Consider the following 22,724-nt stretch of genomic DNA (forward strand, 5'->3'; position numbering starts at 1 on the left):
CCGCGCTTGCGGCCGGGCGCCCATAAAGCATTGCAAGGAGCAAGAGAGAATGACGGATTACATCAACGAGTTTTGCATGCACGACGCAACGTGCGGCGAGCTGCGCAAGTCCGACGTGGGCCGCGAGGTCACGCTGTGCGGTTGGGCGTGGCACAACCGCGATCACGGCGGGTTGATCTTCTGTGACCTGCGCGATCGCACCGGCTACACCCAGGTGGTCGTCGACCCCGATTGCGTGCCCGAGGAGGACTTCCACAAGGCCGAGCATCTGGGCCGCGAGTACGCGCTGCAGATCACCGGCACGGTGCGCGATCGCGGCGCCGACGCCGTGAACCCGAACATGGCCACCGGCGAGATCGAGGTGCTGGCCAGCAAGGTCAACGTGCTTAATGAATCCGTCACCCCGCCGTTCTCCATCGAGGACGGCATCGAGACCGACGAGACCACGCGCATGAAGTGGCGCTACATGGACCTTCGCCGTCCGGAGATGTACCAGTCCCTGCACCTGCGCCACACCGTGGCCCAGGCCATGCGCGCCGCGTTGAACGAGCGCGGCTTCATCGAGGTGGAAACGCCCATTCTGGCCAACTCCACGCCCGAGGGTGCTCGCGACTACCTGGTGCCCTCCCGTCCGAACCCGGGCAAGTTCTACGCGCTGCCGCAGTCCCCGCAGCAGTTCAAGCAGATGCTCATGGTCGGCGGCATCGAGCGCTACTACCAGATCGCCCGCTGCTTCCGCGACGAGGACCTGCGCGCCGACCGCCAGCCTGAGTTCACGCAGGTGGACATCGAGATGTCCTTCGTTCAGGAAACCGACGTCATGGATCTGATGGAAGGCGTGTTCAAGGAGGTCCTGGCCGCCGCGGGCGTGCAGCATGAGTTCCCGCTGCAGCGCATGCCGTGGAAAGAGGCTATGGACCGCTTCGGCTGCGACCGTCCCGACGTTCGCTTCGGCATGGAGCTCGTCGAGCTCACCGACATCGTGCGCGGCTGCGGCTTCGGCGTGTTCTCCAAGGCCGTCGAGGCGGGCAACGTCGTGAAGTGCATCAATGCCAAGGGCGCCGGCAATTGGTCGCGCGGTGACATCGAGAAGCTGGCCGACGTGGCTGCCGCCAACGGCGCGAAGGGCATGGCCTGGATCGCCTACACCGACGCCGACGCCGAGCTTGCGGGCAAGAGCCCCATCATCAAGTTCCTCGGCGACGAGGTCCACGGCGCCATCAAGCAGGCGGCCGGCGTCGAGCCGGGCGACTTGCTACTGTTCGCCGCCGACACCTACGACACCGCTTCCGCCGTGCTCTCCGCCCTGCGCCTGCACATGGCCGAGGCCCTGAACATCCCGCGCGAGGGCCACGCCCTTCTGTGGGTCGTCGACTTCCCCATGTTCAAGTACGACGAGGAGGAGAAGAAGTACGCCGCCGAGCATCATCCGTTCACGATGATCCCCGAGGCCGATTGGGACAAGATCGAGACCGATCCGCTGGCATGCTCGAGCTACTCCTATGACATCGTCATGGACGGCTTCGAGATGGGCGGCGGCTCCATCCGTATCCACAATGCCGAGCTGCAGAAGCGCGTGCTTCGCCGTCTGGGCGTGGAGGACGAGCAGATGGAGGAGAAGTTCGGCCACCTCATCCACGCGCTCGAGCTGGGCGCCCCGCCGCATGGCGGCATCGCGCTGGGTCTCGATCGCCTGGTCATGCTGCTGGCCGGCAAGCAGTCCATCCGCGACGTCATCGCCTTCCCGAAGACCTCCAGCGCTTCCGACCCCATGACCGGCGCCCCGAACGCCGTCACCGGCCGCCAGCTCAAGGAAGTCTCCCTGCGACTGCTGTAATAGGTTGCGCTGGTCTTTAGGCCAGCGCAATTGCTCGACGCTGTGGGCCGCTGCGGCACCCTGCCTTCGCGTTCGCGCGAATCCGGGGCACCGCAGCGGCCTTCGCTGACTTTTGCGCCTCCTACGAATCCTTATATCCATCCCCTCGAAAGGACCCTCATGAAAGCTCAACGTCCGTATCCTCGCGCCACCATCACGCCGAAGGGCGAGCATGCGCTGGCCAAGGGGCATCCGTGGGTGTACGAGGCCGAGGTGCTGTTCGTGGAGGGCGCGCCGGGGCAGGGAGATGAGGTTGCCAACGGCAGCCTCATCGACGTGGTGAACCGCAAGGGGGCGTATCTGGGCACGGGCCTGCTGTCGAAGAGCAGCAAGATCCGCATCCGCCTTATCACGCGCAACGCCAACGATGCGTTCGACCGCGCGTTCTGGAAGCGCAAGGTGGCGTGGGCGTGGGAATACCGCAAAACCGTTATGGGCGAAGATGCTAGCTGCTGCCGTGTGCTGTTCTCGGAGGCCGATGGCTTCCCGGGCCTGGTGGTGGACCGCTTCAACGACGTGCTGGTGGCCGAAACGCTGTCGGTGGGCATGGAGCAGCTCAAGCCGGTCATCTTCCCGGTGCTGCTCGAGGTGCTCGCCGAGGACGGCGTGTCCATCCGCGGCCTGTACGAGCGCAACGACGTGGCAACCCGCAAACTGGAGGGCCTTGAGCTCACGGCAGGCTGGTTCGCGGGTGCAGTCGGCGAAGGCGGGCAATCGGGTCTTGACCCGTTGGCGCCGGGCACGCCGGGTACCGAGGATTTCGGCCCCACCGCCACGCAGATCGTCGAAAACGGCGTGCGCTACGAGGTGGATTTCGAGAACGGCCAGAAGACGGGCTTTTTCCTCGATCAGAAGTACAACCGTCGCGCGGTGGCCAAGCTTGCCGCGGGAAAGCACGTGCTCGACTGCTTCACGCATACGGGCAGCTTCGCGCTCAACGCCGCCCATGGCGGCGCGGCGTACGTGAACGCCGTGGACATCTCCGAGCTCGCCGTGGCGCAGGCGCGCAAGAACGCGCAGCTTAACGGCCTGGAGAAGCACATGGACTTCACGGCTACGAACGTGTTCGACCTGCTTCCGGCTCTTGAGGCGGCGCATGACCGCACGTACGATTTCATCGTGCTCGATCCGCCGGCGTTCACGAAAAGCCGCAAAACCATCCAAAGCGCCTCGCGCGGCTACAAGGAGATCAACTACCGCGCCATGAAGCTGCTGCCGCGCGGCGGGTATCTGGCAACCTGCAGCTGCAGCCACTTCATGGACACCGAGCGCTTCAAGCATGTGGTGGCCAGCGCCGCGCACGATGCGGGCGTGCAGCTGCGGCAGATCGAGGAGCGCCAGCAGGCGCCCGACCATCCCATCGTCTGGGGCGTCCCCGAAACCGACTACCTGAAGTTCTTCATCTTCCAGGTGGTGTAACGCAAACGGGCGCAGCGTGATGCTGCGCCCGTTTTTCGTCATCGCGTAAAAACCGGCCGCGACTCGTGCCTAGCCGTCTCGGACAGCTTATTTAGATAATTCTGCAGATGGGTAGTAATCTACACTCCCCAAATGCGGTGGGATTCTGGTATTCTGCAATTGCCCGTTTTGTAACGAACGAGGATAAGTATCCATATAATGGTCTAATGTTGATTAACGCGTGAAGCTGTCGCTGCGGCGATCACGCGAAGACGAACAAGGGCCGCCGGCTGCCGGCGAGTAACCAGGAAACGAGGGGTGTAAGGTGTCAGACTCAACTGCGCCGAAAGGCGAAACGACGGCAAAAGACCTGCGCAGGTCCACCGATCGCCGCGTGGTGCGTACTCGCAAGGCCATCCGCGAGGCGTTCTTCAAGCTGATGGAGAACCAGGACTACCACAAGATCACCATCGCCTCCGTGGCACGCGAGGCCGATATCGACCGCAAAACGTTCTACCTGCACTATCGCTCGGTTAGCGATCTGGTGGACGAGATCATCCGCGACGAAGCCGAGAACATCGTTGCCAGCTGCCGTGACGCCCTACACTCGGATGGTGACAAGGGGCTTGACGTCAGCAAGCTGTTCGAGAGCATCAGCTTGGCGTTGGCTCCCGATGTGACGCGCAGCAAGCGGGTGCTGCAGCATGTGTCGCTGCAAGATGTGCTCGACCGTCTTGAGGCAAGCCTGGTCGATGTGCTCATGGAGGACAATGTGCTCGGCCTGCGCCGCGACGATCCGTACGTGCCCTACATCGTGTCGTTTTTCTGCGCGGGCCTGGTGGCGGTATATCGTCGCTGGCTTATCACCGACTCTGAGATCCCGCTCGAAAGCCTTGCCGGGGTGACCAGCGCATGTTTGTTCGACGGCCTCAACGGGGTGCTGCCCAGCGTAAAGCCGGCGTAAAGCGCCTGTGTACATTTGGTAGCGCTTGCGCCCTGCGCCCGCAGCGGGAGCAGGGCGCCGGTATACTAACCCAAGTCGAAACGAGCATCTTATATGGGTCGGGGCGGCGCCAAGTTCCGAACCTGGTCAGGTCCGGGAGGAAGCAGCCATAAGGGGCCTCTGACGAGCGCCCTGTCCCATATAGGATGCTCTTTTTGCGCCCAAAAACAGAAGGGCCGCACCTCGGATGCGTGCAAACCGGGGCGAAACGGCATCGGAAAGGCGAATATGGGTATCATCGATTTCTTCCTCAACCTGTTAAGCGACCCGCGCGGCGCTATTGCCGGATGGATCATCACGCTGGGCGCGGTGTGGGTGTACACGCCGCTGTTCTTGATAGTGTTCGTGGAAACGGGCCTGGTGTTCTTCCCGTTCCTTCCCGGCGATTCGCTGTTGTTCGCGGCCGGCGTCTTCTCGGCCGATGGAGGCGGGCTGCACCTGGGCGCCACGCTGCTGGTGTTCTACGCCGCGGCCATCTTAGGCAACACCTCGAACTACTGGATCGCGCGCTTCTTCGGCAATCGCATCATCGACTCCGGCAAGGTCAAGGCGCTCACGCCCGAGCGCATGGCCAAGCTCGATAGCTTCTTCGAGAAGTACGGCGGGCTTACCATCGTCATCACGCGCTTCATGCCCTTCTTCCGCACGTTCGCCCCGTTCATCGCCGGCACCGGGCATATGAACTTCGCGAAGTTCACGATGTTCAACGCCATCGGCGGCATCTCCTGGGTCAGCTTGTTCGTGCTGGTGGGCTATTTCTTCGGCGGCGTGCCGTTCGTGCAGGAGCACTTCGAGGTCATCGTGCTCGGTATCGTGGCCGTGTCGGTCGCGCCGGCGGTCATCGGCGCGGTGAAGGCGGCTTTGAGCGGTCGCAAGAAGAAGGCGTAGCGCGGCATTCGCGCCTATTCGCGGGAATCTTCGGCGGCGCATCCGTTGCAGGATGCGCTGTGATGCGCCCGGGGCTTGCAGGCTCCGGGCGTTTTTCGTGTTCGGCGGCGTCTGGCGCGCGGCCGCAATGGGATGCCCGTATAATGGAGGCAAGACCACAACGCCCGGGTTTCCCGGGCTTTCGCATATCCGCACGCAGGGCAAGGAGCAACCATATGGCAGAGGCGCTGTACCGCAAATACCGTCCGCAGATCTTCGAGGACGTGGTGGGGCAGGAGCAGATCGAGCGCACCATCAAGAACGCCATCGAGCAGGACAAGGTCAGCCACGCCTACCTGTTCTGCGGCCCGCGCGGCACGGGTAAAACCACCACGGCACGCCTTCTTGCGAAAGCACTGCTGTGCGAAAAGGGCCCCACGCCCGACCCGGACGGCACCTGCGAGGATTGCCAGATGATCGCCGAGGGCGTGCACCCCGACGTCTACGAGCTCGACGCGGCAAGCCGTACGGGCGTGGAGAACGTGCGCGAGGAGATCATCAACCGCGTGCAGTTCGCGCCCACGCGCGGCCGCTACAAGGTCTACATCATCGACGAGGTCCACATGCTGTCCATCGCAGCGTTCAACGCGCTGCTCAAAACGCTGGAGGAACCTCCCGATCACGTGGTGTTCATCCTGGCCACCACCGACCCGCAGAAAGTGCCGGAGACCATCCATTCGCGTTGTCAGCGCTTCGATTTCCGCCGTATATCCAACGAGTCCATCGTCTCGCGCCTGGGCGCGGTGTGCGTGGCCGAGGGCGTGGAGTTCGAAGGCGATGCGCTCGATCTGATCGCGCACCATGCCGGCGGCGGCATGCGCAACGCGCTCACCTCGCTCGAGCAGACCATCGCGTTCGGCGAGGGCAAGGTCACGCTGGCGGTTGCCGAACGCATGCTCGGCGGCGTGGACTCCGGCGATCTGGCCAACATCGTTCAGGCGCTGGGGAAGCGCGATGCCGCAGCATGCTTCAACTGGGTGGCGGAGTTCGTCGAATCGGGCTCCGACCTGGCGCAGTTCGCGCGCGAGCTTGCCCAGCACGTGCGCAACCTGTATGTGATGAGCCTGGCGGGTACCGATGTGGCGCTTGACGTCAGCGCGTCGGAGCGCCGTCAGCTTGCCGATGAACTGCCCCTGTTCGGTACCGATCGCCTGGCGCGCATGCTGCAGGTGCTCGGCGACGTCATGGCCGAGCTGAAAACCTCCACCAACCCGCGCCTGTCGTTCGAGATCGGCTGTACGCGCATGGTTCGGCCGGAAGGCGACCTGACGCTTGCCGCGCTCGCGGAGCGCGTCGAGGCCTTGGAGCGCTCCGGGGTTGCCGTGGTCCCGGCGGCAGCTGCGATGCATGCCGTCCCGGCAGCGCCCGTTTCGGCTCCCGCACCTGCGGCTCCGGCCCCCGCACCCGCGTCGGTTGCGGCTCCCGCAAACCCTGCGTCGGTTGCGGCTCCGGCGGCTGCACCGCAGGCGGCTCCTCGTCCGGCTGTCGCCGAACGTCCTGCTGCCGCGCCCGCTCCCGCCGCGCCCGTTGCCTCGGCGGCTCCGGCTCCGGCACCCGCTCCGTCGGCCCCGGCAGCTACGCCTGCTCCCGCCGTACCCGTAGCGGGCGGTGCGAACCCGCAGCTGGCGGCCACCATGGAAAACCCCGCGGCGCTGCAGCGCATGTGGCAGGCGGCGCTTGCCGAGCTCAAGCGCAAGAAGGCCGCCTACGGCGTGTTGTTCTTGGGCACGAAGGCCGTGTGGAACGCGCAGACGGGCATGCTCGCCATCGAGTTCCCCAAGGAGAACGCCTTCGCGTTCAAGGCCGTTCAGAAGCCGGACGTGCAGACGGCGGTGGCCGAGGCACTGGCGCAGTCGTGTGCGGGCCAGGCGGTGCCGTTCGCGTATCAGCAGGCGGGAGCGGCCCCCGTCGCCGCGGCGACCCCCGCGCCCTCCCGCCCGCAGCTAGCGCAGGTGCGTTCTGCGGCGCAGATGCCCGCGCAGCCGGCTCCTTCCCGCCCGCAACCGCAGGCCCAGCCTGCGCAACGTCAGATGCCGGCGGCTCAGCAGCGTCCGGCCGCGCCCGCGCCTATGGCCCAGCAGCGCCCTGCTGCACCCGCAGCAGCACCGGCCCCCGCGGTGCCGCAGCGCCCGCAACGGGCTGCAGCGGACATGCCGCCGTGGGAGGACGATCAGGTCCCTTACGGAGACATGGACGCTCCCACGCCCGATGACGAGCTTCTCAACGCGCCGGCCGGTCCCGCCCGCGCCGCGCAGCCGCATCCTGCCGGTGCGGGGGCGCCCCGCCCGGCGGCGCGCCCGCAGGCAGTTCCTGTGACGGCGCAACGCCCGGCGCCCCCTCAGGCGGGCATGCCGCAGTCTCAGCCCGCGCAGCGCCCCGTGGCCTCCGCGCAGCCTGCCGCCGTGCCTTTCCCGGCTCAGCCGGCCCCCGCGGCTCCGGCCCAGGCGGCTTCTGCAGCACCGGTCCAACCGGCTTCCGCGCCCGCGCCTGCTCCGGCACCGGCCGGTCCCGCTGCGCACCCCGCAGCGTCCGCACAACCTGCCGGCGCTCCCTTCCCGGCCCAGCCGGCGCCTTCCTGCGAGGGAGCTCCGCAAACCCCCGACGAGCTGCAGGCGGTGCTGCAAGCGGGCTTCGGTGGCGGCGTGACGTTCGAAGAAGTCAAGGAATAGCGCACATCCGGGCGTATGCCCGGTACAATGCAATGGTTTGAAACCCGTACATTCGCGATTAGAACAGGAAACGATATGGGACGTAAAGGCGGATTCCCCGGCGGCGGCATGGGCAACATGGGCGCCATGATGAAGCAGGCTCAGAAGATGCAGGCAGAGCTTGCCCGCGCGCAGGAGGAGATCAAGGACATGACCTTCGAGGCCTCCGCCGGCGGCGGCATGGTCAAGGCGGTCGCTCAGGGCGACAACAGCCTGGTCAGCCTGACCATCGATCCCGAGGCGGTCGACCCCGAGGACGTGGAGATGCTGCAGGACATGATCACTGCGGCCGTCAACGAGGCGCTGCGCGGCGTGGCCGACCTGGGCGCCCAGCGTATCAACGCCGCAACGGGCGGTATGAGCATCCCTGGCCTGATGTAGGGAAGCGGTTCCGTGCAATCGGCTCCCGCAATCCAAAAGCTGCTTGACGAGCTCGAGCGCCTTCCCGGCGTGGGCCCGAAATCGGCGCAGCGCATGGCTTACTGGATCTTGAATTCCGACCGCGCCACCGCGCTGCGCTTGGCGCAGGCCATCGTGGAGGTGAAGGACACGGTGCATTTCTGCAGCCGTTGTTTCAACTACGCCGAGGAAGACCTATGCGAGATCTGCCGTTCGACCAGCCGTAACCAGCAGCTGCTGTGCGTGGTTAGCGAGCCGCGCGACATCCCGCCCATCGAACGCACCGCCGTGTTTCAAGGCGTGTACCACGTGCTGGGAGGCGCCTTGTCGCCCATGGACGGCATCGGCCCTGATGATCTTCGCATTCCCCAGCTGATGCAACGCCTGGGCAGCGAGGACATCCAGGAGGTGGTGCTGGCAACCAACCCCAACGTGGAAGGGGAGACCACGGCAGCTTACCTGGCGCGCCTGATCAAGCCCTTGGGCATCAAGGTCACGCGTCTTGCCAGCGGCCTGCCCGTGGGAGGCGACCTGGAGTTCGCCGACGAGGTGACGCTTGGCAGGGCGCTGGAAGCCAGGCGCGTCCTGTGAACGCGGTCTTCGCCGGACGCATTATCAAGGCGGCGTAAGCTTCCGAAAACGAACGAGGGTCTCGCGGCGATCGGCTGCGAGACCCTCGTGTTTTGCCCTGCGATATAACGCGGGCGCAGAAAAAGGGATTCCGCCCCCTCCAAAAAACGGAATCCCTCCTTTTCCTTTTTACGAAGCCGAAGCTATCGAAAAAAGCAAAATCATTATAGCAATCGCTTCACGGAATATCAATAAATCCTATCAATCATAGGCGCTTCCTTGGATGCAGCGTATCGAGCTTGATTCGCAACCTCATCCAAACACTTTGCATTTGTTCTCGAACTCAACCGCACACGTCCGGCTGAGTTCGAGAATTCCTTTCTGGAGGCGAGGGCCGAAGGCCCTCCCGAGAGAAAGGAAAGAGCATGAGGAAAAACGCGCCGAAGCCCTACCGCAGGCTGGACAAGGCCGACCGGATCGCGATCGAGAGGGGCCTGGACAAGCGCAAGCCGTGCAGGCAGATGGCCCGCGAGCTGGGACGGTCGCCCTCGACAATCGCCGACGAGGTGGCGCGCAACCGCACGGTGTGCCGCGGGCCGAACAAGGGCGGCCGCGCCGCGAAGGCCCCCGAGGACGCCTGCCCCAAGCTCCTGGAATGGCCGCGCTGCTGCAACGGGTGCAGGTTCCGCCGATACCACTGCTCGAGGAGATGGAGGTGCGAGTACTCGGCCGCAAGGGCGCAGGCGCTCGCCGACGCCGAGCTGCGCGAGTCGCGCATGGGCGTCGACCGGGGCGAGGCCGAGTTCGAGCGCGCCATGGGGCTGATCAGGTACGACGTCGCGCGCGGGCTGTCGCCCGAGCAGATCGCGCTGGCCAGGGGGGCCGAGGTCGGGGCGTCGGCGTCGACCATATACAGGTGGATAGAGCGCGGCTACGCCGGGATGAGCAGCCTGGAGCTGCGGCGCAGGCGCGGATACAAGCCGCGCTCTCGCGCCAAGCCGCCCAGGCAGACGGCGCACGGCGAGGCGCGCTCCTTCGCCGCCTTCATGGGGCTTCCCGAGGAGGAGCGCGCCGCCGCCTGCGAGATGGACACCGTGATAGGGCTCAAATCCGACCGACGGTGCCTGCTCACATTGTACCTGAGGGCGTTCAGGTTCCAGCTCGCGCTGGCGATGCCCGACAAGACGGCGGCGTCGACCGGATCGGCGCTCGACATGCTGGAAAAGGCGGCGCCGAGAGCGTTCCGAAGGCTGTTCTCCCTTCTCCTGACCGACAACGGCGCCGAGTTCGCCGACTGCGAGGGCATCGAGCGCTCCGCGCTCGACCCTGCGGCCAAGCGCTGCTCGGTGCACTACTGCGACGTGCGCCAGTCCCAGCAGAAGGGCAGCTGCGAGCGCAACCACGTCGAGCTGCGCAAGATATTGCCCAAGGGGCGAGGGATAAGCTTCGACCGGCTCACAGGGCGCGACTGCGCCGTGCTGATGTCGCAGCTCAACTCCGAGCCCAGGCCGTCCCTGGGCGGCATGTGCGCCATCGACATGCTGCTGGCGGCGCTCGGCGGCGACGGCCGCGAGCTGCTCGACGCGCTGGGGGTCGAGAAGGTCGCCTACGAGAAGCTGGACATGACGCTCGAGGCGATCGAGGCCGCCCGACGCGGGCGCGGCGAGAGGCCCCTGGTGCCGTAGCGGCAACCGGGAAAACCGAATAGGCAAGGCCCTCCAGCCCGTCCGGATGAGTCCGAAAACCGACCCGGACGGGCCGGCGGAGCCATGCCCCGAACTCAGCCGAACACCCCGTTTCGCCGCGGTCCGAGCCATATCGGCCCGGGAAGACGCGGGACGGGAGCGCGAGCGCCCGTCCGGCTAACTGCGAAAACCCCGTTTACGCCGCAAGTGTCCGGCTAACAATGAAAATCAACCAACTCAACCGCACACGTCCGGCTGAGTTCGAGAATTCCTTTCCGGAGGCGAGGGCCGAAGGCCCGGTCATGAACGCAGGACGTGTGTCGAAGGGGGCCGTGCTATACTTTCCGCACGAAAGGATATGCGCATGATCAAGTTCCCAAGTCCCGCGGTCTCCATCGTCGGGCGCCATAACTCAGGAAAAACAACCCTTATCGAGAAGCTCATCGCCGAGCTGGTCGGCCGTGGTTTGGACGTGGGCAGCGTCAAGCATCACAGCCATGTGGGGTTCGATATCGACATTCCCGGGAAAGATTCGTGGCGGCATCGCCACGCCGGCGCCAGCGAGACGGTTATCGCGGCTCCCGGCCAGATGGCGCGGATCAAAACCACCGATGGGGAAGCGGAGTGCAGCGATATCGTGGCGAGCATGCCCGGTCATGACGTCGTGATCGTCGAGGGCTATCGCAAAAGCGGCCTGCCCACCATCGAGATCATGCGCGCCGGCAACAAGGCCGATGCCCGAACCGCCGAGGTGTTCGCCGAAGGCGCCCGCAAGGGTTGGGCGTTGGGAACGGATTTCACCCAGTTCGGACGCGGGGGCATGCCCCATGCGGCAGACGTCCATCCTGACGACCATCCCGTGGCGCAACCTTTGGGCAAGGACGAGGAAGATCGTCTCGCGTGCACCTATCCCGACCATGACGACATCTCCAATAAGATGCCCACGGCGGCGACCGTCGCGGTGGTCACCGATATCCCCATGGCGGCACAAGCCGCCAAAATCTACGGCATCCCGGCTTTCGATATCAACGATGTGGCGGGGTTGGCGGATTATGTGGAAGCGCACTTCGTGCGCCCGCGCGTCTCGATCGTCATCCAAGCTGGCGGCGAGAGCCGCCGCATGGGTCGCAGCAAGGCCACGGTCCCGTTCTGCGGCCGGCCGCTCATCTGCCGCCTTGTCGAGAGGCTCTCGCCGGTGGCCGACGAGCTCATCATCACCACCAACGAGCCGAACGAGCTTGCGTTTCTTCAAGAGCAGTATCCTGAGCTGGGCATCCGCTTCCAAACCGACCTCATCAAGGAGCGTGGCGCGCTGCCGGGCCTTTACACGGCCCTTCGCTGCGCCCGCAACCCGTATGTGGCCGTCGTGGCCTGCGACATGGTGCTCGCGTCGCCGTCGCTCGTGGTCGCCGAAGCGCTCGAGATGACCAGGACGGGGGCGGACGCCGTGGTGCCTGTCAACAAGCACGGCTTCGAGCCGTTTCATGCCATCTATCGCCGCATGGGCTGCCTGCCGGCCGTGCGCGAGGCGCTCAATGAGGGGGAGAAGCGCGCCCAGGTGTTCTTCAACCAGGTTAACGTGTGCGAATTCCCGCAAAGGAAGGTGCTCGCGGCAGAACCCATGGGCGGGTGCTTCATGAACGCGAACACGCCCGAAGAGCTGGCGGCGCTCGAGCGCATCATACAAGATCGCATCGAGTGCGAGTAACGCCATGTGAAGCGCGCGTCCGACCCGCGCCGATTTCGCGCAGATTATGACGCGAATCCGTCGCGCGCGGTGGTGATGCGCTAATCTTCGCCGCGGCATAAGCGCGTGGAAGTCAACAAGGGGGAAAGCGAATGCCGAATATCGCAGACATCATAGAAGTGGCCGAGGAGCTTGAGGATAAGGCCATCATTCCGGCATCGAAGCGCTGTGTGGCCGTGCGAAACCGCAACGCTTCGTGCCGCAAGTGCATCGATGCCTGCCCGGCCGACGCCATCAGCGTGCATAACAACGTGCTCAGCGTCAATCATAGGGCCTGCGTGGCGTGCGGCGCCTGCACGGTGGTGTGCCCCACCGAGGCGCTGATTCCCGTGCGCCCGGCCGACGAGGCGCTTGAGCAGGCGGCCGCCGAGGCCATGGCGGCCCTTGACGGGCGCGCGGTCGTCGCGTGCGCCCGCATCGCCTCGAAGGGCCTGGCGGACCCGCACAGGTTCGCCGAGGTGCCCTGCCTGGCGCGCGTCGACGAAAGCGTGCTGCTCGGCTTGGCGGCGGTCGGCGCCAAGGACATCGTGCTGGTGGACGGGTGCTGCAAAACCTGCAGGTTCAGGGCAACTTCCCCTGGCGTGGACGAAACCATCGCCTCGGCGAACAGTCTGATGCAAGCGCAGGGAGCGTCGGCGATAGTTTCGCGCGCGTCGGAGTTTCCCGAAGGGCTGGCGCTCAAGAATGCGAACAGCCTGCTCGGCGAGGCGCGCCGCGGCTTTTTCACCAGCGCAACCTCCTGGACGGCAAGTGCGGCGGGCAAGACCGCCGAGATGGTCATTCGCAAAAACCTCGGCATGCAGGCCAAGGACGCCACGCTTCGCGAACAGCTGGGGGCGGGCGCATCGGGCACGCTGCCCCAGTTCCAGGAACGGCGCCGCAGCCAGGTGCTCGATGCCATGGACCGTTTGGGGGAACCTGCCGTCGAGCAGGTCGAGACGCGCCTGTTCGGCAGGGTGGAGATCGACGCCTCCGCATGCAATTCCTGCGGCATGTGCGCGGTGTTCTGCCCTACGGGAGCGCTCAGCAAATCCACCATCAAGCCTAGCCCTAACGCCGACGGCACGCCCGACGGCGGCAGCTTCCTCGAGTTCTCCTGCGCCGAATGCGTGCAGTGCGGGTTGTGCGTGGATGCGTGTATGAAGAAGTGCATCACGGTAAGCCCAACGGTGCGCACCGCCGAGCTCTTCGACTTCGAGCCGCGTTTCATCTATCTGCCGAAACCCCAGGCCAGACTGGGAATCTTGTCGAGTTTCAAGCGGTAGTCGCGCATGTGGTGACAAATTTCGAAAAAAGTCGTCGCAGATGCCGGATGGTTATGCTAATATATTCCCCGCTGCGAAAGCAGCAATCGGGATGTGGCTCAGCTTGGTAGAGCGCTGCGTTCGGGACGCAGAGGCCGCAGGTTCAAATCCTGTCATCCCGACCATTGCATGGTCAAGGCTCGGTGTTCGCACCGGGCCTTTTTCGTGCAAGCGCGCATATTCATCGGGACACCGCTTCAGCGCGTGTGCTTTTCATCGAAGGTGCGCCGCTGCGCTGCGGTTATGCTAAAGTACGCGGCGTTGCATTTCACGGCCCGATGCCCGGGCTGGGACGAGTACTTGGAGGACACATGAAATTTCTGGGAATGGGCGTGCCTGAGCTTCTGATCATCCTCGTGGTGATCCTGCTTATCTTCGGCCCGAAAAATCTGCCAAAACTCGGTAGCGCCCTGGGCAAGACCGTGAAGAACCTGCGCGAGGGCATGGGCGATTCCAAGAAGGCCGAGGAAGAGGCCGACGAGGTCGAGGAAGACGACGAGGACGCCGCCAAGAAGAAGACCACCGCTGCCCGCAAGAAGAGCGAGTAGATCGTAGCTTCACAAGGTTGGTACGCGGTATGCGCAACGGGCTGCGGTCCGGCGCATACCGCTTTTTTCGTATAGATAGGTGAACAACATGGCTGACAACTACATCCTTACCCCCGAGGGCAAGCAGCAGCTCGAAGAGGAGCTGCACTATCTGGAAACCGAGAAGCGCGCCGAGGTGGGCGAGCGCATCAAGGTTGCGCGCGAGTTCGGCGACATCTCTGAGAACTCCGAGTACGACGACGCGAAAAACGAGCAGGGCATGCTGGAGGCTCGCATCGCCGAGATCACCCGCATCCTGGGCGAGGCTACCGTCGTGGCAACCCCGAAGCGCTCCAACTCCGTGCACATCGGCTCCACCGTCACCGTCGACATGGGCGGCCGTGAGCGCGTGTTCACCATCGTGGGCGCTGCCGAGGCCGACAGCCACGCCGGCAAGATCTCCAACGAGTCCCCGGTGGGCGCCGCGCTGCTGGCCCACAAGAAGGGCGACGAGATCGAGACCACCGGTCCGACCGGCCGCGTCATCAAGATGAAGATCGTCAACATCGAGCACTAAGATTCCGCCGTTCTGACGAACGGCGGAATGGGCCGACGCTGCGGGGCGTTGCGGCACGCCGCCTAGCCCCTTGTGCGCACCACGGCGCGTACCGAAGTACGCTTGGGTGCGCGGCGGGGCTATGCGACGCACCGCAACGCCCCTCGCTGACTCTTCCAATTACCCCGCTTCCTTCACTGCAGAAAAGGAACAACCATGAGCAATACCCCTGAAGTTATTGAAGACGACCCCATCGAGGTGCGCAAGGCCAAGCGCCAGGCCATGCTCGATGCTGGTCAGAACCCCTATGGCCATGCGTTTAACTACAGCCACCATCTGGCCGAGCTCGAGGAGCTCTACGCGCACCTGGAGGACGGGGATTCCACCGATGACCGCGTCAAGGTTGCCGGCCGCATCATGTCCAAGCGCGTCCAGGGCAAGATCGCCTTTTTGGGCCTGCGCGACGCCACGGGCGACATGCAGCTGTTCTGCCGCATCAACGAGCTGGGCGAAGAGGCCTTCGGCCGCCTGAAGGACCTTGATGTGGGCGACTGGATCGGCGTCGAGGGCGCTATGATGCGCACGCGCCGCGGCCAGCTCTCCGTTGCCGTTTCGTCTTTCGAGCTGCTCAGCAAGTCCATCCGCCCGTTGCCCGAGAAGTTCCACGGCCTGGCGGACAAGGAGACGCGTTATCGCCAGCGCTACGTCGACCTGGTCATGAACCCCGAGGTCAAGCAAGTCTTCGAGAAGCGCTTCAAGATCGTGGCGGCCATCCGCCGCTACATGGAGGACCAGGGCTTCTACGAGGTGGAAACGCCGTTTCTGCACCCCATCCTGGGCGGCGCGAACGCAAAGCCGTTCGTCACGCACTTCAACGCGCTCGATCGCGACTACTTCCTGCGCATCGCCACCGAGCTGCCGCTCAAGCGCCTGTTGGTAGGCGGTTTCGAGAAGGTGTTCGAAATCGGCCGCCAGTTCCGCAACGAGGGCATGGACCCGTACCACAACCCCGAGTTCACCACCATGGAGGCATACCAGGCCTTCTCCGACCTCAACGGCATGATGGACCTTACCGAGGGCTTCATCAAGGCGGCTGCCGAAGCCGCCTGCGGCACGCTTCGGGTCAGCTATCAGGGCGTCGACATCGACCTGTCCGGCCAGTGGCCGCGTGAGACCATGTGCGGCTTGGCAACGCGCTATGCCGGCGAAGAGGTGTCCTTCGACCGTAGCCGTGAGGACCTGGTGGCCATCCTGGAGAAGAACGGCGGACGCGCCGAGGACGCATGGGGCAAGGGCAAGCTCATCTCCGAGATCTTCGAGGCCGTTGCCGAGGAGAAGCTCATCCAGCCCGTGTTCGTCACCGAGCATCCGCTGGAGATCTCCCCGCTGGCCAAGAAGCTGCCGAACAACCCCGAGCTCACCGAGCGCTTTGAGCTGTTCATCTGCGGCCACGAGTACGCCAACGCCTTCAACGAGCTCAACGACCCGGTTGACCAGGCCGAGCGCTTCCGTGCGCAGGTCGAGGCCAAGGATATGGGCGATGACGAGGCTATGGGCTATGACGCCGACTACATCCGCGCGCTCGAGTACGGCATGCCCCCGGCAGGCGGCGTGGGCATTGGCATCGACCGTCTGACCATGCTGCTCACCGATTCGCCGACCATCCGCGACGTGCTGCTGTTCCCGCACATGCGCGACGAGGCCCCTGCCGGCGCCAAGCCCGCCGCACGCCCGGCCGCTCCGGTCGAGCAGCCCGCCGAGGAGCCCATCGACTTCTCCAAGGTGGTCGTCGAGCCGCTGTTCGCCGACGAGGTGGACTTCGACACGTTCAGCAAGTCCGACTTCCGCGCCGTGAAGGTCAAGGACTGCGTTGCCGTGCCGAAGAGCAAGAAGCTGCTGCAGTTCACGCTCGATGACGGCACCGGCGAGGACCGCACCATCCTGTCCGGCATCCACGCGTATTATGAGCCGGAGGAGTTGGTGGGCCGCACGCTCGTCGCCATCACCAATTTGCCGCCGCGTAAGATGATGGGCATCGCCTCTTGCGGCATGCTGCTGTCGGCCGTGCACGAGGAGAAGGTCGACGACGACACCACCGAGGAGCGTCTGAACCTACTCATGGTCTCCGATCGCATCCCGGCAGGCGCCAAGCTGTACTAAACGGCAACTTAATACGGTGATTGCAAGAAGGTCCGCCTGGGTCAACCCAGGCGGACCTTCTTCGTTCGATAGGGGATGGGCGATCGGTTTCCGTTCGCTCGAGACCTCGGTGCATATTAGATCGCGGAGCATCCGACCATCTCGAAAATACCGTGCGCACGCAACTAAGGGGGGAGGCATTTTGCCCCCCTCGGAACTATAGTCGGGCGCCACGTTCGGGGATCGTCCCGTTGCGGATGGCGCTATGCCGTCGTTGTGGGTTGAATAGCTGCGTCGCTTTCCTCTTCGCCATCTTTTTCGGCGTCAACTTGCGCGAAGTGCTCCATGGCAAGCGTTCGGAGCGTGGAGATGACGGGCACGCCCAAAAGCACGCCTAGAAGGCCGAACAGCGAACCGCCTGCGATCACGGCGACGAACACCCAGATGCTCGGCAGGCCTACCGACTGTCCAACCACGTTCGGGTAGATGAGGTGCCCCTCGATTTGCTGGAGGATCACCAAAAACACGATGAACTGCAGGGCCTGCATAGGGTCTTGCGACAAGATCATGGCCGCGCCCATGATGCCGCCGATCCACGCACCGGCGAACGGGATGAGCGACGACACGCCCACGATGAGGCCGATGGATGCCGCATAGGGGAACTGCAGGATGGTGCCGCCGATAGCGCACAGCGCGCCTAGGATGACCGCTTCGATGCATTGCCCGCGGATGAAGCGCGAGAAGCAGTCGTTGGTGATGCTGCACGCGTGCAGCACGCGGCGGCGCAGGTCCTCGCCGGGGATGAAGCTGGCGGCGCGCATAGCGCCGGCGTGCACGCGGTCCTTGTCGAGCAGCAGGTACAGCGCGAACACCATGCCCAGCAAGATCGAAAGCGTCAGATGCGCCACTTCTCCGCTGGTCTGCGCCACGATGCGCAGCGCCTGGTCGGTGCCGCCCATGGCGTCCAGGGCCTTTTGCCCGATGGAGTTCCAGGTGGCGTTGTCCAAAATCGGGATGGCCTGCGCGCCGGGAAGGTTCGCGATGGCCTGCGACGCCATGGCGGCGGCTTCCGAAACGCCGGTGATGATGGCGGCGCCTACGGATTTGAACTCGCCGCCCACGAACGTGGTCAGCGCCGCAAGCGCCAAGGTGACGGCGGCGATGGCCAGGATGACGCAGACGGGGCGGCGCGTTTTCGCTACAAGCGTGCTGTTCGAGCGCCGAAACCACCGTGACTCGAGCGCCGCCGCTATGAAGTTGAGCAGGTATGCCAGCACCGCGCCGATGGCCAAGGGCTCAAGCGCGGCCCAGACCGTCGAGAGGATGGAGCATAGGCCGTCGAACCGTGCGACGACCAGCGCCGCCACGGCAAGGGCGGCGACAAGGATAAGGGCGTAACGTATGGTGTGCCTGTTCATGTGGTCCTGTCGGTTGAAGGGGGATGGTCCGCGCCGGTGGCGCGTTTGCCTATCAGTATAAGCGTGCGAGGCGGTCAAGGCGCCGTGCTTGCGCGCTTGTCGACCTTTCGTGAAGAACCGCTTGCGCTGTTTGGGAGAAAAGGGGCAAAAGGGGTCGAACAGCGCTTCAGGTGTGTGCGGATTGCACGTAACGACGGCGCCGAGCGTTGCGCAGGGCGGGGCTACTCTATTATGTATACGATACGTTAACGGCTTAGCAGTCCCTTGACGGGAGTGCTAACATGAACAACCGAGACCATAATCTTATGCCGCGAGAATCGAGGCTTCATGTCATTTGAGAAGTTCACGGACAAGGCGCGCAAGGTGCTCGTCTTGGCCCAGGACGAGGCACGCGCCCTGCATCAGCCCTATGTGGGCACCGAGCATATCCTGCTGGGCCTCATCCAGGAAAAGGACGGCCTTGCCGCCCAGGCGCTCGAGCGCTTGGGCGTTGCCTACGACGCCGTGGTGAAGGGCGTTCGCGAGGTCGCCTCCATCGACGAGGGTGCCGACGTGTCCGGCCATCTTTCGTTCACCCCGCGCGTCAAGCGCGTGCTCGAGAACAGCCTGCGCGAGGCCATGCAGATGGGGCAGAGCTATATCTCCACCGAGCATCTGCTGCTCGGCATCGTGCGCGAGAACGAGGGCACGGCCCTCGATGTGCTCTCGCGCCTGGGCGTGAAGGGCGACGATGTCCGCACCGCGCTCAACGACTTGGTGGGTCAAAGCCCCGTGTACGCGGGCCGCAATCCCTTCGAGGCGGCCGGCACCGTGCCCGACAGCGCCCTGAAGGAGTTCGGCACCGACCTTACGCAGAAGGCGCGCGACGGCAAGCTCGATCCGGTCATCGGCCGCGCCGGCGAGATCGAGCGCGTCATGCAGATCCTCTCCCGCCGCCAGAAGAACAACCCGCTGCTCATCGGCGAGCCCGGCGTTGGCAAGACCGCCGTCGCCGAGGGCTTGGCGCAGCTCATCGTGTCCAACCAGGTTCCCGACATCCTGCGCGGCAAGCGCCTGCTCACGCTCGACGTGTCCGCCCTTGTGGCCGGCAGCAAGTACCGCGGCGAGTTCGAGGACCGCTTGAAGAAGTGCATCAAGGAGGTCAAGGACGCCGGCGACATCATCTTGTTCATCGACGAGATGCACACGCTCATCGGCGCGGGCTCGGCCGAGGGCTCCATCGACGCCGCTGCCATCCTCAAGCCGCCGCTGTCGCGCGGCGAGATCCAGGTCATCGGCGCCACCACCATCGACGAATACCGCAAGCATCTGGAGAAGGACAGCGCCCTCGAGCGCCGTTTCCAGCCCATCACGGTCGGTGAACCCAACGAGGAGCAGGCGCTGCGCATCATGGAGGGCCTGCGCGATCGCTACGAGGCCCATCATCAGGTGCATTTCACCGACGAGGCGCTTCAGGCAGCCGTCACGCTGTCGGACCGTTATATCCAGGACCGTTTCCTGCCCGACAAGGCCATCGACGTCATGGACGAGGCCGGCGCCCGCATGCGCATCCGCAACATGACCTTGCCCGACGAGCTGCGCGAGATGGACGACAAGCTGCGCCAGATCCGCTCCGATAAGGACAAGGCCATCGCCGAGCAGGACTTCGAGCGCGCCGCCAAGCTGCGCGATGAGGAATCGGCGGTCAAAGACGAGCGCGCCGCCGCCGAGAAGAAGTGGGCCGAGGATTCCCAGAAGTCGGTGCATCAGGTAACGGCTCAGGACATCGCCGACGTCGTCTCCATGACCACCGGCGTGCCCGTGTCCAACCTCACCGAGGCCGAAACCGAGAAGCTGCTGCGCATGGAGGGCGTGCTGCACGAGCGCGTCATCGGCCAGGAAGAGGCCGTGACCGCGCTGTCGAAGGCCATCCGCCGCAGCCGCGCCGGTTTGAAGGACCCCAAGCGCCCCGCCGGCAGTTTCATCTTCCTGGGCCCGTCGGGCGTGGGTAAGACCGAGCTGTCCAAGGCGCTCGCCGAGTTCCTGTTCAGCTCCGAGGACGCGCTTATCAGCTTCGACATGTCCGAGTACATGGAGAAGCACTCCGTCAGCCGTCTGGTCGGCTCGCCTCCGGGCTATGTGGGCTTCGACGAGGGCGGCCAGCTCACGAAGGCTGTGCGTCAGCGCCCGTATTCGGTGGTGCTGTTCGACGAGATCGAGAAGGCGCATCCCGATGTGTTCAACATCCTGCTGCAGATCCTGGAGGAAGGCCGTCTGACCGACGCCCAGGGCCGCACGGTCGATTTCCGCAACACGGTCATCATCATGACGTCCAACGTCGGCGCTCGCGAGATCTCCGCGCCCACCACGCTCGGCTTCAGCCCCGAGGGCAAGGCCGGCCTTTCCGACAAGGAGATCAAGTCCCGCGTCATGGGCGAGGTGAAGAAGCTGTTCAGGCCCGAGTTCTTGAACCGTATCGACGAGATCATCGTGTTCAAGTCCCTGACGCAGGAGCAGATCGTCGAGATCGCCAAGCTCATGGTGGCCGACCTGCGCGAGCGCCTGATCGCCCAGAACATGACCATCAACCTCACCGATGACGCTTACAAGCTCATTGCGAAGGAAGGCACCGACGCCGCCTACGGCGCCCGCCCGCTGCGTCGCGCCATCCAGCGCCTGCTGGAGGACCCGCTGTCCGAGGAGCTGCTCGAAGGCAAGTGGACGTCCGGCTCGGTCATCCAGGCCAACGTTTCCGAGGACGGCGAAAGCCTTGCGTTCGTTCCCGGTACGGGCTCCATTCCCGCACCGCGCAAGCACGACAGCATCGCGCGCGATGCCGAGCTTCTGCTCACGAACTTCGATCTGGGCCATGCCGGCGTCTCCGGCTCGGGCGGATCGGCAAGCGGCGGCGCTGCGGACTAGGGTTCGGGTTGCTCCCGCTGCGCTCCGTGTGGGCCGGCGGGTTCACATGCCTCGCGCACTTTTTCCATGCAGCCCGTACCGCGCCTGCGAAAACGCAGCAGTTGCTTTAGAATGTAAGGCGGTCCCGAAAGGGGCCGCCTCATTTGTTTTCGACGGAAAGAGGAAACCATGCCCAAGACCGTTGACCCGGTGTTCTCGTCCTCGGTGCTCGCCGCAGCCGACCTGGCCACGGCGCTTGATATCGATGCGCTCACGCAATCCTTGGCCGGCCTTGAGGGCAAGGTCGACAAGAACCCGAAGACGGCGGCCATTATCCTGGCCGGCGGCACGGGCGAGCGTTTCGGCAAGGAAGGCGGCAAGCAGCTGGTGGAAATCGGCGGTAAGCCGATTCTCACCTGGTCGGTCGAGGCCTTCGACGCCGTAGGCGATATCGGCCTCATCGTCATCGTCTGCCCGGCCGAACGTCAGGGCGAGTACCTGAGCAAGGCCGTCGACCCCTTCTCGTTCGCTACGCCCATCGTGGTCGCCGCGGCGGGTTCCACGCGTCAGGAATCGGCGTTCTCCGGCCTTGAGCTGGTGCCCGAGGAGTTCGAGTACGTGGTCATGCACGATGGTGCCCGTCCGCTCATCTCGGCTGATCTGATCGCCCACACCATCGCCACGCTCAAGGGCAACATCGATGCCGATGGCGCCGTGGTGGCCCATCCCGCCATCGATACGCTGAAAGTGGTTGAAAACGGCGTTATCGTCGGCACGCCCGACCGCAGCGTGTTCTGGAACGCGCAAACCCCGCAGGTCTTCCGCGCGGGCATCTACCGCCGTGCGCACGCCTCGGCGCTCTCCGACGGGTTCGTCGGCACCGACGACAGCTCCTTGATCGAGCGTCTCGGCGGCCGCGTCCTTGTGGTGGAGGGCAAGCGCGACAACATCAAGCTCACCGTTCCGGAGGACTACCTCATGCTCGTCGCCGCCGTGCGCGAGCGTTATCTCAAGCAGAAAGGCGAGCAGGAGCAATGAGCTTGGAATTCAGCGCCCTGCGCATAGGGCAGGGCTATGACGTGCATAAGCTGGTCGAAGGGCGCAAGCTCATCATCGGCGGCGTCGATATCCCGCACACCTTGGGCTTGCTCGGCCATTCCGACGCCGATGTGCTGGCGCATGCCGTGGCAGACGCGCTGCTCGGCGCCATCCGCGGTGGCGATATCGGCAAGCTTTTCCCCGACACCGACCCCGAATGGGAAGGGGCCGATTCCATGAAGCTGTTGGCGGCCGTGGCGGACAAGGTGCGCGAAGAGGGCTTCCAAATCATCGATGTCGACAGCGTTATCGCAGCTCAGAAGCCGAAGATGGCGCCGCATCGCCAGCAGATGCGCGAGAATCTGGCAGCCGCCATGGGCATCGCGGTTGAAAACGTCGGCGTGAAGGCCACCACTACCGAGGGGCTTGGCTTCGAAGGAGAGCAAAAAGGCATCTCCGCCACGGCTGTGGCCTTGCTAGCGCGATGTAGCTAGCAATGGCGCAGATTTCGGTGCTCATCCTTTATCGATCACCGTCAACCCGCCGCGC

The 22,724-nt window shown here is 64.6% G+C and carries 17 protein-coding genes, 1 tRNA gene and 1 other RNA gene; 18 read left to right on the plus strand and 1 reads right to left on the minus strand.

The window, feature by feature from the left end; all coding sequences use genetic code 11:
* Positions 1-49 precede the first annotated feature (49 nt).
* From aspS to lysS, 15 genes are all read left to right on the plus strand, one after another.
* On the plus strand, positions 50-1,837 hold the full coding sequence (gene aspS, locus Q0D52_RS03170) for an aspartate--tRNA ligase (protein ID WP_294380077.1): 1,788 nt from the start codon (positions 50-52) through the stop codon (positions 1,835-1,837).
* Positions 1,838-1,996: 159 nt separating this feature from the next.
* Positions 1,997-3,295, plus strand: a complete 1,299-nt coding sequence (locus Q0D52_RS03175) for a class I SAM-dependent rRNA methyltransferase (RefSeq protein ID WP_294380080.1) — start codon at positions 1,997-1,999, stop codon at positions 3,293-3,295.
* A gap of 304 nt (positions 3,296-3,599) precedes the next feature.
* Positions 3,600-4,238, plus strand: coding sequence for a TetR/AcrR family transcriptional regulator (locus Q0D52_RS03180; RefSeq protein ID WP_294380082.1), 639 nt, complete (start codon positions 3,600-3,602; stop codon positions 4,236-4,238).
* Positions 4,239-4,328: 90 nt separating this feature from the next.
* Positions 4,329-4,424: signal recognition particle sRNA small type (ffs, locus tag Q0D52_RS03185), an RNA gene on the plus strand.
* Positions 4,425-4,505: 81 nt separating this feature from the next.
* The gene (locus Q0D52_RS03190) at positions 4,506-5,165 is read left to right on the plus strand and encodes a VTT domain-containing protein (protein WP_294360528.1); all 660 of its coding nucleotides are present in this window, start codon (positions 4,506-4,508) and stop codon (positions 5,163-5,165) included.
* A gap of 215 nt (positions 5,166-5,380) precedes the next feature.
* On the plus strand, positions 5,381-7,873 hold the full coding sequence (dnaX, locus tag Q0D52_RS03195) for a DNA polymerase III subunit gamma/tau (RefSeq protein WP_294380084.1): 2,493 nt from the start codon (positions 5,381-5,383) through the stop codon (positions 7,871-7,873).
* Positions 7,874-7,948: 75 nt separating this feature from the next.
* The gene (locus Q0D52_RS03200; RefSeq protein ID WP_294161585.1) at positions 7,949-8,293 is read left to right on the plus strand and encodes a YbaB/EbfC family nucleoid-associated protein; all 345 of its coding nucleotides are present in this window, start codon (positions 7,949-7,951) and stop codon (positions 8,291-8,293) included.
* Between the two features lie 12 nt (positions 8,294-8,305).
* The gene (gene recR, locus Q0D52_RS03205; RefSeq protein WP_294380086.1) at positions 8,306-8,902 is read left to right on the plus strand and encodes a recombination mediator RecR; all 597 of its coding nucleotides are present in this window, start codon (positions 8,306-8,308) and stop codon (positions 8,900-8,902) included.
* Positions 8,903-9,306: 404 nt separating this feature from the next.
* A complete protein-coding gene (locus Q0D52_RS03210; RefSeq protein ID WP_294380088.1) occupies positions 9,307-10,566 on the plus strand; it encodes an IS30 family transposase in 1,260 nt (419 codons plus the stop codon).
* Positions 10,567-10,930: 364 nt separating this feature from the next.
* Complete coding sequence (mobB, locus tag Q0D52_RS03215) at positions 10,931-12,274, plus strand: molybdopterin-guanine dinucleotide biosynthesis protein B (protein WP_294380090.1); 1,344 nt, start codon at positions 10,931-10,933, stop codon at positions 12,272-12,274.
* A gap of 131 nt (positions 12,275-12,405) precedes the next feature.
* The gene (locus tag Q0D52_RS03220; RefSeq protein WP_294380092.1) at positions 12,406-13,578 is read left to right on the plus strand and encodes a 4Fe-4S binding protein; all 1,173 of its coding nucleotides are present in this window, start codon (positions 12,406-12,408) and stop codon (positions 13,576-13,578) included.
* Between the two features lie 87 nt (positions 13,579-13,665).
* Positions 13,666-13,742 (plus strand) — tRNA-Pro (locus Q0D52_RS03225).
* Positions 13,743-13,928: 186 nt separating this feature from the next.
* Positions 13,929-14,165, plus strand: a complete 237-nt coding sequence (gene tatA, locus Q0D52_RS03230) for a twin-arginine translocase TatA/TatE family subunit (RefSeq protein ID WP_294380094.1) — start codon at positions 13,929-13,931, stop codon at positions 14,163-14,165.
* Positions 14,166-14,253: 88 nt separating this feature from the next.
* Positions 14,254-14,721 carry a transcription elongation factor GreA gene (greA, locus tag Q0D52_RS03235; protein WP_042434763.1) on the plus strand — a complete coding sequence of 156 codons (468 nt, stop codon included), beginning with the start codon at positions 14,254-14,256 and terminating at the stop codon, positions 14,719-14,721.
* Between the two features lie 195 nt (positions 14,722-14,916).
* Complete coding sequence (gene lysS, locus Q0D52_RS03240; protein ID WP_294380096.1) at positions 14,917-16,860, plus strand: lysine--tRNA ligase; 1,944 nt, start codon at positions 14,917-14,919, stop codon at positions 16,858-16,860.
* A gap of 242 nt (positions 16,861-17,102) precedes the next feature.
* Here the strand turns inward: lysS and Q0D52_RS03245 are convergent, their stop codons facing one another.
* Positions 17,103-18,257, minus strand: coding sequence for an AI-2E family transporter (locus Q0D52_RS03245; RefSeq protein ID WP_294380098.1), 1,155 nt, complete (start codon positions 18,255-18,257; stop codon positions 17,103-17,105).
* Between the two features lie 327 nt (positions 18,258-18,584).
* On the opposite strand from Q0D52_RS03245, the gene Q0D52_RS03250 reads away from it, so the two are divergent.
* The 3 genes from Q0D52_RS03250 to ispF all read left to right on the plus strand — a co-directional run bounded on the left by Q0D52_RS03250 (position 18,585) and on the right by ispF (position 22,669).
* Positions 18,585-21,158, plus strand: coding sequence for an ATP-dependent Clp protease ATP-binding subunit (locus tag Q0D52_RS03250; protein WP_294361860.1), 2,574 nt, complete (start codon positions 18,585-18,587; stop codon positions 21,156-21,158).
* A 168-nt stretch (positions 21,159-21,326) separates the two neighbouring features.
* Complete coding sequence (gene ispD, locus Q0D52_RS03255) at positions 21,327-22,175, plus strand: 2-C-methyl-D-erythritol 4-phosphate cytidylyltransferase (RefSeq protein ID WP_042434753.1); 849 nt, start codon at positions 21,327-21,329, stop codon at positions 22,173-22,175.
* A complete protein-coding gene (ispF, locus tag Q0D52_RS03260; RefSeq protein ID WP_294361861.1) occupies positions 22,172-22,669 on the plus strand; it encodes a 2-C-methyl-D-erythritol 2,4-cyclodiphosphate synthase in 498 nt (165 codons plus the stop codon). The genes ispD and ispF overlap by 4 nt, the downstream gene beginning before the upstream one ends.
* Positions 22,670-22,724 lie beyond the last annotated feature (55 nt).

This window comes from uncultured Senegalimassilia sp. (assembly GCF_934630535.1).
In the GTDB taxonomy this organism is placed as follows: domain Bacteria; phylum Actinomycetota; class Coriobacteriia; order Coriobacteriales; family Eggerthellaceae; genus Senegalimassilia.